The organism is Pseudomonas sp. GM60, from assembly GCF_000282415.1.
Taxonomy (GTDB): Bacteria; Pseudomonadota; Gammaproteobacteria; order Pseudomonadales; family Pseudomonadaceae; genus Aquipseudomonas; species Aquipseudomonas migulae.
Genome location: NZ_AKJI01000039.1, coordinates 61,170 through 77,473, shown reverse-complemented (window position 1 = coordinate 77,473; position 16,304 = coordinate 61,170). Strand labels below are relative to the sequence as shown.

General features: G+C 56.8%; 14 protein-coding genes. 9 read left to right on the top strand and 5 right to left on the bottom strand.

Going from position 1 to position 16,304, the window contains the following annotated elements; translation table 11 throughout:
- Positions 1-77 precede the first annotated feature (77 nt).
- The 4 genes from glyQ (at position 78) to PMI32_RS19155 (ending at position 4,484) form a co-directional block, all read left to right on the top strand.
- Positions 78-1,031, top strand: coding sequence for a glycine--tRNA ligase subunit alpha (gene glyQ, locus PMI32_RS19140; protein WP_003213601.1), 954 nt, complete (start codon positions 78-80; stop codon positions 1,029-1,031).
- Positions 1,028-3,082, top strand: coding sequence for a glycine--tRNA ligase subunit beta (gene glyS / locus PMI32_RS19145; protein ID WP_008027567.1), 2,055 nt, complete (start codon positions 1,028-1,030; stop codon positions 3,080-3,082). Before glyQ ends, glyS begins: the two co-directional genes overlap by 4 nt.
- Before the next feature lie 6 nt (positions 3,083-3,088).
- Entirely contained in the window at positions 3,089-3,622 is a 534-nt protein-coding gene (gmhB, locus tag PMI32_RS19150; RefSeq protein WP_008027564.1) for a D-glycero-beta-D-manno-heptose 1,7-bisphosphate 7-phosphatase, read from the top strand.
- Between the two features lie 82 nt (positions 3,623-3,704).
- Positions 3,705-4,484 (top strand): lysophospholipid acyltransferase family protein, encoded by a 780-nt coding sequence (locus PMI32_RS19155; RefSeq protein WP_008027562.1) that lies wholly within the window; start codon positions 3,705-3,707, stop codon positions 4,482-4,484.
- Between the two features lie 219 nt (positions 4,485-4,703).
- Here the strand turns inward: PMI32_RS19155 and tssD are convergent, their stop codons facing one another.
- The 5 genes from tssD to dnaA form a co-directional block, all read right to left on the bottom strand.
- Positions 4,704-5,210 (bottom strand): type VI secretion system tube protein TssD, encoded by a 507-nt coding sequence (gene tssD / locus PMI32_RS29665; RefSeq protein ID WP_008027561.1) that lies wholly within the window; start codon positions 5,208-5,210, stop codon positions 4,704-4,706.
- 233 nt (positions 5,211-5,443) lie between these two features.
- Positions 5,444-7,861 (bottom strand): DNA topoisomerase (ATP-hydrolyzing) subunit B, encoded by a 2,418-nt coding sequence (gyrB, locus tag PMI32_RS19160; protein WP_008027559.1) that lies wholly within the window; start codon positions 7,859-7,861, stop codon positions 5,444-5,446.
- A gap of 5 nt (positions 7,862-7,866) precedes the next feature.
- A complete protein-coding gene (recF, locus tag PMI32_RS19165) occupies positions 7,867-8,970 on the bottom strand; it encodes a DNA replication/repair protein RecF (protein ID WP_008027558.1) in 1,104 nt (367 codons plus the stop codon).
- A 20-nt stretch (positions 8,971-8,990) separates the two neighbouring features.
- Positions 8,991-10,094: a DNA polymerase III subunit beta gene (gene dnaN, locus PMI32_RS19170; protein ID WP_008027555.1), complete on the bottom strand. Its 1,104-nt coding sequence runs from the start codon at positions 10,092-10,094 to the stop codon at positions 8,991-8,993.
- A gap of 39 nt (positions 10,095-10,133) precedes the next feature.
- Entirely contained in the window at positions 10,134-11,654 is a 1,521-nt protein-coding gene (gene dnaA / locus PMI32_RS19175) for a chromosomal replication initiator protein DnaA (RefSeq protein ID WP_008027554.1), read from the bottom strand.
- A gap of 566 nt (positions 11,655-12,220) precedes the next feature.
- Between dnaA and rpmH the strand changes: the two genes are divergently transcribed.
- The 5 genes from rpmH (at position 12,221) to mnmE (ending at position 16,149) form a co-directional block, all read left to right on the top strand.
- Complete coding sequence (rpmH, locus tag PMI32_RS29660) at positions 12,221-12,355, top strand: 50S ribosomal protein L34 (protein WP_003213577.1); 135 nt, start codon at positions 12,221-12,223, stop codon at positions 12,353-12,355.
- Between the two features lie 16 nt (positions 12,356-12,371).
- Positions 12,372-12,773 (top strand): ribonuclease P protein component, encoded by a 402-nt coding sequence (gene rnpA, locus PMI32_RS19180; RefSeq protein ID WP_028620331.1) that lies wholly within the window; start codon positions 12,372-12,374, stop codon positions 12,771-12,773.
- On the top strand, positions 12,766-13,011 hold the full coding sequence (yidD, locus tag PMI32_RS29655) for a membrane protein insertion efficiency factor YidD (protein WP_010207715.1): 246 nt from the start codon (positions 12,766-12,768) through the stop codon (positions 13,009-13,011). The genes rnpA and yidD overlap by 8 nt, the downstream gene beginning before the upstream one ends.
- A gap of 2 nt (positions 13,012-13,013) precedes the next feature.
- Positions 13,014-14,699, top strand: a complete 1,686-nt coding sequence (gene yidC, locus PMI32_RS19185) for a membrane protein insertase YidC (protein WP_008027549.1) — start codon at positions 13,014-13,016, stop codon at positions 14,697-14,699.
- 79 nt (positions 14,700-14,778) lie between these two features.
- Positions 14,779-16,149: a tRNA uridine-5-carboxymethylaminomethyl(34) synthesis GTPase MnmE gene (mnmE, locus tag PMI32_RS19190; RefSeq protein WP_008027547.1), complete on the top strand. Its 1,371-nt coding sequence runs from the start codon at positions 14,779-14,781 to the stop codon at positions 16,147-16,149.
- Positions 16,150-16,304 lie beyond the last annotated feature (155 nt).

The window sequence follows — 16,304 nt, the reverse complement described above, 5'->3', positions numbered from 1 at the left end:
CTCCAGGGGGCGTGCGCAGCAATGAATCGGGTATACTCCCGCTCTTTAAATCGCAGCCCAAGAAACAGGTGAATTTCGTGAGCCAGCCTACGCCAGCCGTGCGTACCTTCCAAGACTTGATCCTCGCCCTCCAGCAATACTGGGCCGAGCAAGGTTGCGTGGTACTTCAGCCCTACGATATGGAAGTAGGCGCCGGGACTTTCCACACTGCCACGTTTCTGCGCGCCATCGGCCCGGAAACCTGGAACGCCGCTTATGTGCAGCCCAGTCGTCGCCCGACTGACGGCCGCTACGGCGAAAACCCGAACCGTCTGCAGCACTACTATCAGTTCCAGGTGGTTCTGAAGCCGAACCCGGACAACTTCCAGGAACTGTACCTGGGCTCCCTCAAGCATGTCGGCCTGGACCCGCTGGTCCACGACATTCGCTTCGTCGAAGACAACTGGGAATCGCCGACTCTGGGCGCCTGGGGTCTGGGCTGGGAAGTCTGGCTGAACGGCATGGAAGTGACGCAGTTCACTTACTTCCAGCAGGCGGGCGGCATCGAGTGCTACCCGGTGACCGGCGAGATCACTTACGGCCTCGAGCGTCTGGCCATGTACCTGCAAGGCGTGGACTCGGTCTACGACCTGGTCTGGGCTGACGGTCCGTTCGGCAAAGTGACCTACGGCGATGTGTTCCACCAGAACGAAGTGGAGCAATCGACCTATAACTTCGAACACGCCAACGTCGAGAAGCTGTTCGAACTGTTCGACTTCTACGAAAGCGAAGCCAAGCGCCTGATCGAACTCGACCAGCCGCTGCCGTTGCCGAGCTACGAAATGGTGTTGAAGGCGTCCCACACCTTCAACCTGCTGGATGCGCGCCGGGCGATCTCGGTGACTGCGCGTCAGCAATACATCCTGCGTGTACGCACCCTGGCGCGTTCCGTTGCGCAAGCCTACTTGCTGGCTCGCGCCAAGCTCGGCTTCCCGATGGCGACCCCGGACCTGCGTGACGAAGTACTGGCCAAGCTGGAGGCTGCACAATGAGTGCTCAAGATTTCCTGGTTGAACTGGGCACCGAAGAACTGCCACCCAAGGCCCTGAACACCTTGGCCGAGGCGTTTCTTGCCGGTATCGACAAAGGCCTGCAAGCCGCTGGCCTGAACTACGAGACCAAAACCGTCTACGCCGCGCCGCGTCGTCTGGCTGTGCTGATCACCGCGCTGGCTACCCAGCAACCGGATCGCAGCATCAACCTCGACGGCCCGCCACGTCAGGCGGCGTTCGATGCCGAAGGCAACCCGACTCAAGCGGCACTGGGTTTCGCCAAGAAGTGCGGCGTCGAGCTGAGCGAAATCGATCAGAGCGGTCCGAAGCTGCGTTACAGCCAGAGCATCGCCGGCAAGCCGACCGCGAGCCTGCTGCCGACCATCGTCGAAGATTCCCTGAATGACCTGCCGATCCCGAAGCGCATGCGCTGGGGTGCGCGCAAGGAAGAATTCGTTCGTCCGACCCAATGGCTGGTCATGCTGCTCGGTGACCAGGTCATCGATTGCACGATCCTCGCCCAAAAGGCCGGCCGCGATTCCCGTGGTCACCGCTTCCATCACCCGCAAAGCGTACGCATCACCTCGCCGGCCAACTACTTGACCGACTTGCGTGCAGCTTACGTTCTGGCCGATGCCAACGAGCGTCGCGCGATTATCAGCAAGCGCACCGAAGAACTGGCGACGATGCAGGAAGGCACGGCGATCGTTCCGCCAGCCCTGCTCGACGAAGTGACCGCGCTGGTTGAATGGCCGGTGCCGCTGGTGTGCTCGTTCGAAGAGCGTTTCCTCGACGTGCCGCAAGAAGCGCTGATTACCACCATGCAGGACAACCAGAAGTATTTCTGCCTGCTGGATGCCGACGGCAAGTTGCTGCCACGTTTCATTACCGTGGCCAACATCGAAAGCAAAGACCCGCAGCAAATCATCGCCGGTAACGAGAAAGTGGTTCGCCCACGCCTGACCGACGCCGAGTTCTTCTTCAAGCAAGACAAGAAGCAGAAACTCGAAGACTTCAACCTGCGCCTGCAAAACGTGGTGTTCCAGGAAAAACTCGGCAGCGTCTACGACAAGGCCGAGCGCGTATCCAAGCTTGCTGCGTTCATCGCGCAACGCATTGGCGGTAACGCGGCATGGGCTTCCCGTGCCGGCCTGCTGTCCAAGTGCGACCTGGCGACCGAGATGGTCGGTGAGTTCCCGGAGATGCAAGGCGTCGCCGGTTACTACTACGCCCTGAACGATGGCGAGCCGGAAGAAGTCGCGCTGGCGCTGAACGAGCAATACATGCCGCGCGGTGCTGGCGCTGAACTGCCGACCACCCTGACCGGTGCGGCCGTGGCCATCGCTGACAAACTCGACACGCTGGTCGGTATCTTCGGGATCGGCATGCTGCCAACCGGTAGCAAAGACCCGTATGCCCTGCGCCGTGCTGCACTGGGCGTATTGCGCATCCTGATCGACAAGAAGCTCGACCTCGACCTGAACGACGCCGTGGCCTTTGCCGTGAATGCGTTCGGCGCCAAGGTCAAGGCTGCTGGCCTGGCCGACTCGGTACTGGAATTCGTGTTCGACCGTCTGCGTGCCCGTTACGAAGATGAAGGCGTGGACGTGGCGACTTACCTGTCGGTTCGTGCCCTGAAGCCAGGTTCTGCGCTGGACTTCGATCAGCGCGTACAAGCGGTGGAAGCGTTCCGCAAATTGCCTGAAGCGGCGGCCCTCGCTGCAGTGAACAAGCGCGTTTCGAACTTGCTGAGCAAGGTCGAAGGTTCTGTTCCTACAGTCGTTGAAGCCAAGTACTTCGACAACGCCAACGAATTCTCCCTGTACTCGGCGATTCAACAGGCAGACCAGGCGGTTCAACCGATGGCAGCTGCGCGTCAGTACAGCGAGTCGCTGGCACGTCTGGCAGCCTTGCGCGAGCCTGTGGATGCTTTCTTCGAAGCCGTCATGGTCAACGCTGAAGATGCCAAGGTCCGTGCCAACCGCTATGCGCTGCTCGCGCGTCTGCGTGGCTTGTTCCTCGGCGTCGCCGATATTTCGTTGCTGGGGTAAGACTGTTTGAAACTGCTGATTCTCGATCGGGACGGGGTGATCAATTACGACTCCGACGCTTACATCAAGTCGGTGGAGGAGTGGAAACCGCTCCCCGGTTCGATCGAAGCCATCGCGCAGTTGAGCAAGGCCGGCTGGACGGTAGCAGTCGCTACCAACCAGTCCGGCATCGCTCGCGGCTATTACGACGTCGCCACCCTGGACGCCATGCACGAGCGCTTGCGCTCGTTGGTCGCGGAGCAGGGCGGTGAAGTCGGGCTGATCGTCTATTGCCCGCACGGGCCGGACGAAGGCTGCGATTGCCGCAAGCCAAAACCCGGGATGCTGAAAACCATCGCCACGCATTACAACGTATCGCTGACTAATCTATGGTTCGTCGGCGACAGTCTTGGTGACCTGGAAGCCGCCAAAGCCGTCGATTCTCAGCCAGTTTTGGTAAAGACCGGGAAAGGCGAAAAGACTTTGGGCAAAACCCTACCGGTAGGCACTTTGATTTTTGACGATCTCGCGGCGATTGCCGCAGAACTTATCCACAATTAGAGCGTTTTCGAGATTCCTGACCAAGGATTGATCGGGAGTGCGCTTTATATAGACGGGCAGAGCCCGCACGGTAAACGTCGCCATGTCGATATTGCAGGCCATCAGAACCTTCCTCTTTTACCTGCTGCTGGGCACCAGTTCCTTGCTTTGGTGCAGCCTGAGCTTTTTTATCGCGCCTTTTCTGCCGTTCAAGGCGCGCTATCGTTTTATCAACGTGTACTGGTGCCGTTGCGCCTTGTGGCTGAGCAAAGTCTTTCTGGGCATCAGCTATGAAGTGAAAGGTGCCGAAAACGTGCCTGACCAGCCCTGCGTGATTCAGTCGAACCACCAGAGCACCTGGGAGACGTTCTTCCTCTCGGCCTATTTCGAGCCGTTGAGCCAGGTACTGAAACGCTCATTGCTGTTTGTACCGTTCTTCGGTTGGGCCATGGCCATGCTGCGGCCGATCGCCATCGACCGCGACAACCCGAAGGCCGCGCTCAAACATGTAGCGAAGCAGGGCGATGAACTGCTGAAGGATGGCGTCTGGGTACTGATATTCCCTGAAGGAACGCGGGTCCCTTACGGCACCATCGGAAAATTCTCACGAGGTGGTACGGCGTTAGCCGTCAACGCCGAACTTCCGGTGCTGCCGATTGCGCACAATGCCGGCAAATTCTGGCCGAAAACCGGTTGGGCCAAGAAGCAGGGCGTCATCACTGTGATCATCGGCGAACCGATGTACGCCGAAGGCAGCGGGCCCCGGGCGATTGCCAACCTCAATGACCGGGTTCAGGCCTGGAACGAGCAGATGCAACGGGAAATGGGCTCGCTCCCACCCGCGCCACAAGCGCCGGCTGCCAATGATCAGATGGCTGTCTGAGATTCTGTGGATAACCTGTGTACCGTTTCGCTGAAAAGTAGCGTATTTAGTTTGTAGGCTTATGATTTATATACATATTTCCTAAGCTCATAAAATATGGAAAAAGGTGCATAAGTTTTTTTTGGACGTAAAAAAACCGGCTGATATAGCCGGTTTTTTTTGACGTGCCGTTTACCGCGGAAAACCCGGTTTGGGCGGACCACTCACTACGCCGTCAGCTTATTTTCCAGTACGCAAATCATAGGACATTTGAGTGTTGGCACCGAGATGAGTCCAAGTAATTCTTTGATAAGCGAAATAAACATCCTCAACATGTAGAGAGTTATCAGTCTCTGGGTTGTTGTTTGTCTGCACATCAACGACTACCGCTTCTTCCAAAGCAATGGCGTAGTAGGGTTCGTCGGACCCGGTCTCGGGCGATGATCGATACCAGACTAATTCGAACGTGGTGAGCTGTTCACCGGAATTCAAAGCGCCCATTATTAGCGGCGACGACTTATCAACTAATTTACTGATCATCAGGGGTTTGTGCACTGCAGGACGACCTGTTGGTAACCCAGACTGGACATCACGTGGAGCAATGATTTGATGGCTGAAGTTTCGGATTAATATTTGATCAGCCATCTCAGTTCGATAGTCTGTACCAATTGATTCTTCTGATGCCACGCCAGAAGAAATAAATCCCGATTTTTTTCCTTTTAACAGTAAGTATGCGTTTGTTGACATGACTTCCTTTCCTTCTCAATACCCAAAAAATTGCTCCCGCAGGTCGTACCTTGACGAGGAGGTTGTAGGATAAAGAGCACTCGGGATAGCGTATGTAGGACTTATCTGTGAGGCTCCGAGGTAAAACGCCTGCGTTCCATACGATTTGGCACCGCCGCTGAAGAGCAAAACAGCGTAATAAAAAAGGCCAGCGCAATGCGCTGGCCTTTTTTACTTTTGGCAGAACCGCGGGATCAGAAGTCCAGGTTGGAAACCGCCAAGGCATTGCTTTCGATGAAGTCACGACGAGGTTCGACCGCATCACCCATCAGGGTGTTGAAGATCTGGTCCGCGCCAATGGCATCTTCGATGGTCACTTTGAGCATCCGGCGCTGGCTTGGGTCCATGGTGGTTTCCCACAGCTGATCCGGGTTCATCTCACCCAGACCTTTGTATCGCTGGATGGTGTGACGCTTGGTGCTTTCAGCCATCAGCCATTCAAGGGCTTCCTTGAACTCGGTGACCGGCTTCTTGCGCTCGCCACGCTGGATGTACGCGCCGTCGTCCAGCAGGGTGCTCAGCTGAGCGCCCAGGGATACGACAGTCCTGTAATCGTTGCTGCCGAAGAAGTCGCGGTTGAACGTGACGTAGTTCGACAGGCCGTGGGAGATCAGTTCGACCTCTGGCAGCCAGACGTTACGCTCACGGTCTTCACGCAGGCTGGCCTTGTAGACCAGACCAGACTTCTCGACGGTGCGCAGACGGACTTCATACTTGGCCAGCCAATCCTGCATCGCTGCGTGATCGGACAGTTGCTCCATGCTCACCGCTGGCAAGTAGATGAAGTGCTCGGTCAGTTCCTGTGGGTACAGGCGCGACAGACGCTTGAGGGTCTTCATCACCAGACGGAAGTCGTTCACCAGGCGCTCAAGGGCTTCGCCGGAGATACCCGGGGCTTCCTCGTTCAGGTGCAGGCTCGCATCTTCCAGGGCCGACTGCGTCATGTACTCTTCCATGGCGTCGTCGTCTTTGATGTATTGCTCTTGCTTGCCTTTCTTGACCTTGTACAGCGGTGGCTGAGCGATGTAGATGTAGCCACGCTCGATCAGCTCTGGCAGCTGACGGAAGAAGAACGTCAGCAGCAGCGTACGGATGTGCGAACCGTCGACGTCAGCATCGGTCATGATGATGATGTTGTGGTAGCGCAGCTTGTCGATGTTGTATTCGTCGCGACCGATACCGCAGCCCAGCGCGGTGATCAAGGTGCCCACTTCTTGCGAAGAGATCATCTTGTCGAAGCGCGCCTTCTCGACGTTGAGGATCTTGCCCTTCAACGGCAGGATGGCCTGGGTTTTACGGTTACGCCCCTGCTTGGCGGAGCCGCCAGCAGAGTCACCTTCCACGAGGTACAGTTCGGAAAGGGCAGGGTCTTTTTCCTGGCAGTCAGCCAGTTTGCCCGGCAGGCCGGCGATGTCCAGCGCACCTTTGCGGCGGGTCATCTCACGGGCCTTGCGTGCTGCTTCACGCGCACGTGCCGCGTCGATCATCTTGCCGACGACCAGTTTGGCTTCGTTCGGGTTTTCCAGCAGGAAGTCGGAGAAGTACTTGCCCATTTCCTGTTCGACCGCGGTCTTCACTTCGGAAGAAACCAGCTTGTCTTTGGTCTGGGAGCTGAACTTCGGATCCGGCACCTTGACCGAGATGATCGCGGTCAAGCCTTCACGGGCGTCATCACCGGTGGTGGCGACCTTGTGCTTCTTGGCCAGGCCTTCAGCTTCGATGTAGGTGTTCAGGTTACGCGTCAGTGCGGAACGGAAACCCACCAGGTGAGTACCGCCATCACGCTGCGGGATGTTGTTGGTGAAGCACAACAGGTTCTCGTTGAAGCTGTCGTTCCACTGCAGGGCGATTTCCACGCCGATGCCGTCTTCACGCTGGATGTTGAAGTGGAACACCTGGTTGACCGCAGTCTTGTTGGTGTTCAGGTATTCAACGAACGCACGCAAGCCGCCTTCGTATTTGAACAGTTCTTCCTTACCGCTGCGCTCATCCTTGAGGACGATGCCGACACCGGAGTTGAGGAAGGACAGTTCACGAATCCGCTTGGCCAGGATGTCCCAGCTGAAGTGGATATTCTTGAAGGTTTCAGCCGATGGCTTGAAGTGAATCTGGGTGCCCGTGGTCTCGCTCTCGCCAACGATTTTCATCGGCTCTTGCGGGACGCCATGGACGTAAGTCTGTTCCCAGATCTTGCCGCTGCGGCGAACGGTCAGGACCAGTTCCTTGGACAGTGCGTTCACTACCGAAACACCTACACCGTGCAGACCGCCGGATACTTTGTAGGAGTTGTCGTCGAACTTACCGCCGGCGTGCAGCACGGTCATGATGACCTCGGCTGCCGAGACGCCTTCTTCTTTGTGTACGTCTACCGGGATGCCACGACCGTTGTCGCGAACGGTGATGGATTCGTCCGGGTGGATGATGATGCTGATGTCGTCGCAATGGCCGGCCAAAGCTTCGTCGATCGAGTTATCGACCACCTCGAACACCATGTGGTGCAGACCGCTGCCATCGTCGGTGTCACCAATGTACATACCGGGACGTTTGCGTACGGCATCCAGGCCTTTCAGCACTTTAATGCTCGTTGAGTCGTACGTATTTTCTTCGCTCAATGCCTTCACTCCCGATGGTCGTGGGTCTGGGTGATACGGCCCTGTTCCACGTGGAACAGAGCGACTGGCGTTTCCGTCTGCCAGCCTTCCCTCAATAATTCGTGATCTACACAGGTGATAAACACCTGGCAGCGTAAGTCTTCCAACAAGCGGCAAAGCGCGCGGCGGTGCTGCTCGTCCAGTTCGGACGGCAAGTCATCCACCAGATAAATACACTGGCCGCGTCGGGCCTGGCTGACCAGGTGCCCTTGGGCAATCCGCAATGCACAGACCACCAACTTCTGCTGACCGCGGGACAAGATGTCCGCGGCGTTATGTGCGCCCAATCTGAGGCGCAAATCAGCGCGTTGTGGTCCGACCTGGGTATGACCCATCTGCTGGTCTCGCTGAACGGACCCAGCGAGCACTGCACTCAATTCGCGGTCTTTGTCCCAGCCTCGGTAATAGCTGAGCGTCAAACCTTCAAGCTCAACCAGTTCGCTCAAGGTCTGTTCAAAGACTGGTTTCAAGGCTTTGATATAGGCACGGCGGTATTCATCAATTTCAGCGCTGGCCTGGCACAGTTCCCTGTCCCAAACCGCTTGCGAAACGGCGTCAAGTGTACCATGCCGCAGCCAAGAGTTTCTCTGGCGCAGGGCCTTCTGCAAGCGCTGCCAGGTGGACATGAACCGCGGTTCCACGTGGAACACGCCCCAGTCGAGAAACTGCCGGCGAATCTTCGGTGCGCCTTCAAGCAGGCGGAAGCTATCAGGGTTGATCAATTGCAGCGGCAGGATCTCCGCCAGCTGTGCCGCACTGCGCGCGTTCTGCCCGTCAATACGGATCTGGAACTCGCCTTGGCGGTCCCGTGATATCCCCAGTGCGCTATGCCCGCCCTCAGCCAACTCAACCTGACCGAATACGGTACAGGCCAATTGCTCGTACTGAATAACCGGTAAAAGGCGGGTACTACGAAACGAACGGGCAAGCCCCAGCAGGTGAATGGCTTCCAGAACACTGGTTTTGCCGCTGCCGTTGGCGCCGTAAAGAATGTTGATTCGGGGGGAGGGGGAGAAGGTCACCGGGTGCAGATTGCGCACCGCGGTGACCGAGACGCGACTTAATGACATCTAGCTTCTGCTGAGCATGATTACAGACGCATCGGCATGACAACGTAGGCCGAGTCATCATTGTCAGACTCTTGCACCAGCGCACTGCTGTTGGAGTCGGATAGGATCAGGCGAACCTGCTCAGTGGTCATCACGCCCAGCACGTCGAGCAAGTAGCTCACGTTGAAGCCGATTTCCAGATTGCCGCCGTTGTACTCAACGCCCACTTCTTCTTCCGCTTCTTCCTGCTCCGGGTTGTTGGCCTGGATCTTCAACTGACCGCTGGCCAGTTGCAGACGGATACCGCGGTACTTCTCGTTGGACAGAATCGCGGTACGGCTGAAAGCTTCACGCAACGCCTGACGATCGCCGAGCACCAGTTTGTCGCCGCCCTTCGGCAGAACACGCTCGTAGTCCGGGAATTTACCGTCGACCAGTTTAGAGGTGAAGGTGAACTCGCCTGTGGTGGCGCGGATGTGATGCTGGCCCAGGACGATGCTGACATTGCCGTCCGGCTCGGTCAGCAGGCGCGCCAGCTCAAGGATACCCTTGCGCGGCACGATGACCTGGTGGCGATCCGGTTGACCGATGTCGGCCTGCATCGAGCACATGGCCAGACGGTGACCGTCGGTGGCCACGGCCCGGATGATCCCGGCCGAGACTTCCAGCAGCATGCCGTTCAGGTAATAACGCACGTCCTGCTGGGCCATGGCGAAGCTGGTGCGTTCAATCAGACGACGCAGTTTGCTTTGCTCAAGGCTGCAAGTCAGCGAACCCGGGCCTTCTTCAACGGTCGGGAAATCGTTCGCCGGCAGGGTCGACAGGGTGAAGCGGCTACGGCCAGCTTTCACCACCAGCTTCTGCTCGTCGACCTTGATGTCGATCAGCGCGTCGTTCGGCAGGCTTTTGCAGATATCCATCAGCTTGCGCGCAGGCACAGTGATGGAACCCGGGTCAGCCGGCTCTTCGAGTTGTACACGACCGACCAGCTCGACTTCCAGGTCGGTACCGGTCAGCGACAGTTGCTGGCCTTCGACAACCAGCAGCACGTTGGAGAGCACCGGCAAGGTCTGTCGGCGCTCGACGACGCCTGCGACCAGTTGCAGGGGTTTCAACAGGGCTTCGCGTTGAATGGTGAAATGCATGGTCTAGTCCCTTGCCTTAATAAGCTGCGCTGGTGTTCATCAAGTTGTCAGAGTACGCAGCAGGTTCTTGTAGTCCTCGCGGATGTCCGCGTCGGATTCCTTAAGTTCGTTGATCTTGCGGCAGGCGTGCAAAACAGTTGTGTGGTCGCGGCCGCCAAACACATCGCCGATTTCCGGCAGGCTGTGGTTAGTCAACTCTTTGGACAACGCCATGGCAACCTGACGCGGACGAGCGACCGAGCGTGAACGACGCTTGGACAGCAGGTCGGAAATCTTGATCTTGTAGTACTCCGCGACAGTGCGCTGAATGTTATCCACAGAGACCAGTTTGTCTTGCAGCGCCAACAGATCTTTCAGGGATTCGCGAATCAGCTCGATGGTGATATCGCGGCCCATGAAGTGCGAGTGGGCGATCACGCGTTTAAGCGCACCTTCCAGCTCACGGACGTTGGAGCGAATACGTTGGGCGATGAAGAACGCTGCGTCGTGGGGCAGATCGACTTTGGCCTGGTCGGCCTTTTTCATCAGGATCGCGACACGGGTTTCCAGCTCCGGCGGCTCGACGGCTACCGTCAGGCCCCAGCCGAAGCGGGATTTGAGGCGCTCTTCAAGGCCTTCGATTTCTTTAGGGTAGCGGTCACTGGTAAGAATGACCTGCTGGCCACCTTCGAGCAGGGCGTTGAAGGTGTGGAAAAACTCTTCCTGCGAACGTTCCTTGCGGGCGAAGAACTGAATGTCATCGATCAGCAATGCGTCCACCGAACGGTAGAAGCGCTTGAACTCGTTGATCGCGTTCAGTTGCAGAGCCTTGACCATATCGGCCACGAAACGCTCCGAATGCAGGTACACGACCTTGGCATTCGGGTTTTTCTTTAATAGATGGTTACCCACAGCGTGCATCAAGTGAGTTTTACCCAAGCCAACACCGCCATAAAGGAAGAGCGGGTTGTAACCGTGCTTGGGGTTGTCCGCCACCTGCCAGGCCGCAGCCCGGGCCAGTTGGTTGGACTTACCTTCGACGAAGTTCTCGAAGGTGAAAGTGCGGTTCAGGTAACTGGTGTGCTTGAGCGCACCTTCGACCTGCACCGTGCGCTGCTCGGAACGCACCGGGGCCTGTTGAGAACTGGCGCCAGCCATCGGATCGAAGCTGTCGCGCGATGGCTCTTCACTGACTTCGGCAACTTTCTGTGTCGAACGCTTGGTCGGTGTGGCCGTCGGGGCAGGTGCCGGAGCACTGACAGGCGCTTGAGCCGCCTGTGCCTGAGACGCGGCGGCAGCCAGTGGAGCATTCGGGGCAGCCCGTGGAGCCGAACTGCGTTTGCTGCCTATTAATAAGGAAAGCGCCGGCGCCATGCCGTTGCCATGCTCATCCAGCAGTTCAAGGACGCGGCCCAGGTACTTTTCGTTGACCCAGTCGAGAACAAAACGATTCGGTGCGTAGACACGCAACTCGTCGCCTTCGGCTTCGACCTGTAGTGGACGGATCCAAGTGTTGAATTGTTGGGCAGGCAGCTCATCGCGCAAAAGCTCCACGCACTGCTGCCAAAGTTCCACTGACACGGATATCCCCTAAGTTGAAAGCCGGTGAGGCAAAAACAAGCGGCCATTGTAGCGACCAGACGCCGACTTATCCACACGTAGGTGGCTCACTGACCAAGAAGAATCAACGTTTTATAGGTAAAAAAGACGACCAGTGGTCTGTGCATAAGCTCTGTGGATAACCGCCCTTGAGGTCGTTGCACAAGTGGGGGCGAAACTCGGTGGATAACCTGCCTGTGGATAACAGCCCCTTTCACACACAGCTTATCCGACAGCGCAGCACAGGCTGACCACCGTTTTCCACCGTAGTTGTCATTCTCTGTACATCACTGGATACAAGGCCTGAAGGTAGTTATCCACAGATGATCGGTGTCCTAGCTTTTATAAGCTTTACAGAAAAGCTTTAAATACTTTCCTTTTTTATTTTTATATTTGGCTGGAGGTGAAGACGAGCAAAACGTCTGGAGATCTATTTATAAGGAAACGTTGGTTGGAAATTGACCTAGAGGCTTGCTTTCTCTAGAATCCCCGGTCTCTTAAAACGGGGGCCATTCCGGCCCGTTGTGGACGAACCAGGTAACACGACAATGAAACGTACTTTCCAACCAAGCACTATCAAACGCGCTCGTACCCACGGTTTCCGTGCTCGCATGGCTACCAAGAACGGTCGTGCCGTTCTGTCGCGTCGTCGCGCCAAAGGTCGTGCGCGTCTGGCAGTTTGATAAGCAGGCACTGGAGGTGAGTCAGGACTTCAGTCGGGAAAAGCGTCTGCTTACTCCCCGGCATTTCAAGGCAGTCTTTGACTCCCCTACCGGCAAGGTTCCGGGGAAAAATCTCCTGCTCCTTGCGCGCAACAACGATCTTGATCACCCCCGTCTCGGGCTGGTTATCGGGAAAAAGAGCGTAAAGCTCTCCGTCGAGCGCAATCGCCTCAAACGTCTGATGCGCGAATCGTTCCGTCTGAACCAGGATTCACTGGTCGGCTGGGATATCGTTATCGTCGCGCGCAAAGGTTTGGGTGACGTAGAAAACCCCGAATTGATTCAGCATTTCGGCAAACTCTGGAAGCGTCTGGCACGCAGCACGCCGGTACCAGCAGTCAAAACCGAAACTGTAGGGGTAGACAGTCCAGATGCGTAAACTGGCACTCGTTCCGATCCAGTTTTATCGCTATGCCATTAGTCCTCTGATGGCCAGTCACTGTCGTTTCTACCCCAGTTGTTCCTGCTACGCGTTAGAAGCCATAGAAAATCATGGCCTTCTGCGCGGTGGCTGGCTGACCTTTCGTCGTTTAGGTCGCTGTCATCCGTGGAATCCCGGTGGTTATGACCCGGTTCCACCTATCCCTACCTCCCGTTCTTCTTCGATGGCCGAGTAATCATGGATATCAAACGCACGATCCTGATCGTCGCCCTGGCAATCGTGTCCTACGTTATGGTTCTTAAATGGAACCAGGACTATGGCCAGGCTGCCCTGCCGACTCAGAATGTTGCTTCCAGTACTACCGCACCGGGCCTACCGGATACGGCGACTGGCAATAATGCTTCTGTCAGTGACGACATTCCGCGCGCCGCAAGCGATACCAGTGCCACTGCACCTGCTGAAACACCAGTAGCTGCAAGCAAAGACCTCATCCAGATCAAAACGGATGTGCTCAACCTGGCTATCGATCCACAAGGTGGCGATGTTGCACAGTTGACTCTGCCGCTGTATCCACGTCGCCAGGACCATCCGGAAATTCCATTCCAGTTGTTCGATAACGGCAACGAGCGGACTTATCTGGCTCAAAGCGGTTTGATCGGTACCGATGGTCCGGACGCAAGTCCTGCCGGTCGTCCGGTTTACTCCTCCGAGAAGAAGATCTACCAACTGGCCGACGGTCAGAACCAATTGGTTGTAGACCTGAAGTTCAGCAAGGACGGCGTCAACTACATCAAGCGTTTCACACTGAAACGTGGCCTGTACGACGTAACCGTTTCCTACGTGATCGACAACGAAAGCGCCAAGCCTTGGTCGGGTGCGATGTTCGCCCAACTGAAGCGTGACGCCAGCTCCGATCCTTCTTCCAGCACTGCCACCGGCACCGCGACTTACCTGGGCGCCGCCCTGTGGACAAGTAACGAGCCGTACAAGAAAGTGTCGATGAAGGACATGGACAAGGCTCAGCTGAAAGAAACCGTGAACGGTGGTTGGGTTGCCTGGTTGCAACACTACTTCGTGACCGCATGGATTCCGGCGAAGGGCGAAAACAACGTCGTCCAGACCCGTAAAGACAGCAAAGGCAACTACATCATCGGCTACACCGCCCCGGCAATGACTGTTGCGCCAGGTGCGAAAGCCGAAACCAGCGCTGTTCTGTACGCCGGTCCGAAAAGCCAGGCTGTGCTGAAAGAGTTGTCCCCAGGTCTGGAACTGACCGTCGACTACGGCATTCTGTGGTTCATTGCCCAGCCAATCTTCTGGCTGCTGCAACACATCCACGCGCTGGTCGGCAACTGGGGCTGGTCGATCATCTTCCTGACCATGCTGATCAAAGGGATTTTCTTCCCGCTGTCGGCAGCCAGCTACAAATCCATGGCCCGCATGCGCGCAGTGGCACCGAAACTGGCCGCGCTGAAAGAGCAACATGGCGATGACCGGCAGAAAATGTCGCAAGCCATGATGGAGCTGTACAAGAAAGAGAAGATCAATCCGCTGGGTGGTTGCTTGCCAATCCTCGTGCAGATGCCGGTTTTCCTTTCGCTGTACTGGGTTCTGCTGGAAAGCGTTGAAATGCGCCAAGCGCCGTTCATGCTGTGGATTACTGACCTGTCGATCAAGGATCCGTTCTTCATTCTGCCGATCATCATGGGTGCAACCATGTTTATCCAGCAGCAGTTGAACCCGACTCCTCCGGATCCGATGCAGGCCAAGGTGATGAAGCTGATGCCAATCATCTTCACCTTCTTCTTCCTGTGGTTCCCGGCTGGCCTGGTGCTGTACTGGGTAGTGAACAACTGCCTGTCCATCGCCCAACAGTGGTACATCACTCGTAAAATCGAAGCGGCTACTAAAGCAGCTGCCTGATTTACACTGTGGATAACCACTCAAAACGCCCCCTAGTGGGGCGTTTTGCTATCTGTCACTTTTGTCTGGATACCGGTTTATGAGCGCTCCTCGTGAAACCATCGCCGCCGTCGCCACCGCTCAAGGTCGTGGCGGCGTAGGCATCGTCCGTATTTCCGGGCCGCTGGCGAGCGTTGCGGCCAAGGCCTTCAGCGGTCGTGAACTCAAGCCGCGATTCGCCCACTACGGCCCGTTTTTCGATCAAAACGAAGAGGTGCTGGACCAGGGCATTGCCTTGTATTTTCCGGGCCCGAACTCGTTCACCGGCGAAGACGTGCTGGAACTCCAGGGTCATGGCGGCCCGATTGTTCTCGACATGCTGCTCAAGCGATGCCTTGAACTGGGGTGCCGTCTGGCACGACCAGGTGAATTCAGCGAACGTGCGTTCCTGAATGACAAACTCGATCTGGCACAGGCCGAAGCAATCGCCGACCTGATCGAGGCCAGTTCTGCACAGGCCGCCCGCAATGCATTGCGCTCCTTGCAGGGGGCATTTTCCGATCGTGTGCATAACCTCACCGAGCAACTGATCGGCCTGCGGATTTACGTAGAAGCGGCCATCGACTTCCCGGAAGAAGAAATCGACTTCCTTGCCGATGGCCATGTACTGAGCATGCTCGACAAAGTCAGGGACGAGTTATCCACCGTGCTGCGCGAAGCCGGGCAGGGTGCGTTGCTGCGTGACGGCATGACGGTGGTGATCGCCGGTCGGCCAAATGCCGGTAAATCCAGTTTGCTCAACGCACTGGCCGGTCGTGAAGCAGCGATCGTGACCGAGATTGCCGGCACAACCCGTGACATTTTGCGCGAACATATCCACATCGATGGCATGCCGCTTCACGTGGTGGATACCGCTGGTCTGCGAGATACCGATGACCATGTGGAAAAAATCGGTGTTGAACGGGCGTTGAAAGCCATTAGCGAAGCTGATCGAGTGCTGTTGGTGGTCGATGCCACCGCACCGGAAGCGCTTGATCCGTTTGCGTTGTGGCCAGAGTTCCTGGAAACCCGCCCGGATCCGGCAAAAGTCACGTTGATCCGTAACAAGGCCGACCTCACGGGCGAAGCGATTGCCCTGGAAGTCAGTGAGGATGGCCATGTGACCATCAGCCTGAGTGCCAAGTCGGCTGGCGAAGGCCTGGAATTGCTCCGTGATCATCTCAAGGCCTGCATGGGCTATGAGCAGACGTCGGAAAGCAGCTTCAGCGCTCGCAGGCGTCACCTTGAGGCGTTACGTCATGCCAGTGCATCTCTCGAGCACGGCCGTGCACAGCTGACTCTGGCGGGTGCCGGTGAGCTACTGGCCGAAGATTTGCGTCAGGCTCAACATGCCTTGGGCGAGATCACCGGTGCATTCAGCTCCGATGACCTGCTGGGACGGATCTTTTCCAGTTTCTGTATCGGCAAATAGCCCTCTCGTTGTCCACAGACAGGCCATTCGCGCCTGTCTGTTCTTCCCCTTTTCCTGAATTGCCTCCAGTGCCGAGCAGATTCTTTCTGCCAGGGCGGATTTTCTGCGCCCGGGATTTGATCAATCGGCGCGTTTCTGTGGATTAAGCCCTGTGA

What these genes read in the sequence shown, in the direction of transcription:
- dnaN (WP_008027555.1), bottom strand. Translation starts at nt 10,094, where the DNA reads ATGCATTTCACCATTCAACGCGAAGCCCTGTTGAAACCCCTGCAACTG.
- tssD (WP_008027561.1), bottom strand. Translation starts at nt 5,210, where the DNA reads ATGTCAACAAACGCATACTTACTGTTAAAAGGAAAAAAATCGGGATTT.
- rpmH (WP_003213577.1), top strand. Translation starts at nt 12,221, where the DNA reads ATGAAACGTACTTTCCAACCAAGCACTATCAAACGCGCTCGTACCCAC.
- recF (WP_008027558.1), bottom strand. Translation starts at nt 8,970, where the DNA reads ATGTCATTAAGTCGCGTCTCGGTCACCGCGGTGCGCAATCTGCACCCG.
- mnmE (WP_008027547.1), top strand. Translation starts at nt 14,779, where the DNA reads ATGAGCGCTCCTCGTGAAACCATCGCCGCCGTCGCCACCGCTCAAGGT.
- glyS (WP_008027567.1), top strand. Translation starts at nt 1,028, where the DNA reads ATGAGTGCTCAAGATTTCCTGGTTGAACTGGGCACCGAAGAACTGCCA.
- PMI32_RS19155 (WP_008027562.1), top strand. Translation starts at nt 3,705, where the DNA reads ATGTCGATATTGCAGGCCATCAGAACCTTCCTCTTTTACCTGCTGCTG.
- yidC (WP_008027549.1), top strand. Translation starts at nt 13,014, where the DNA reads ATGGATATCAAACGCACGATCCTGATCGTCGCCCTGGCAATCGTGTCC.
- yidD (WP_010207715.1), top strand. Translation starts at nt 12,766, where the DNA reads ATGCGTAAACTGGCACTCGTTCCGATCCAGTTTTATCGCTATGCCATT.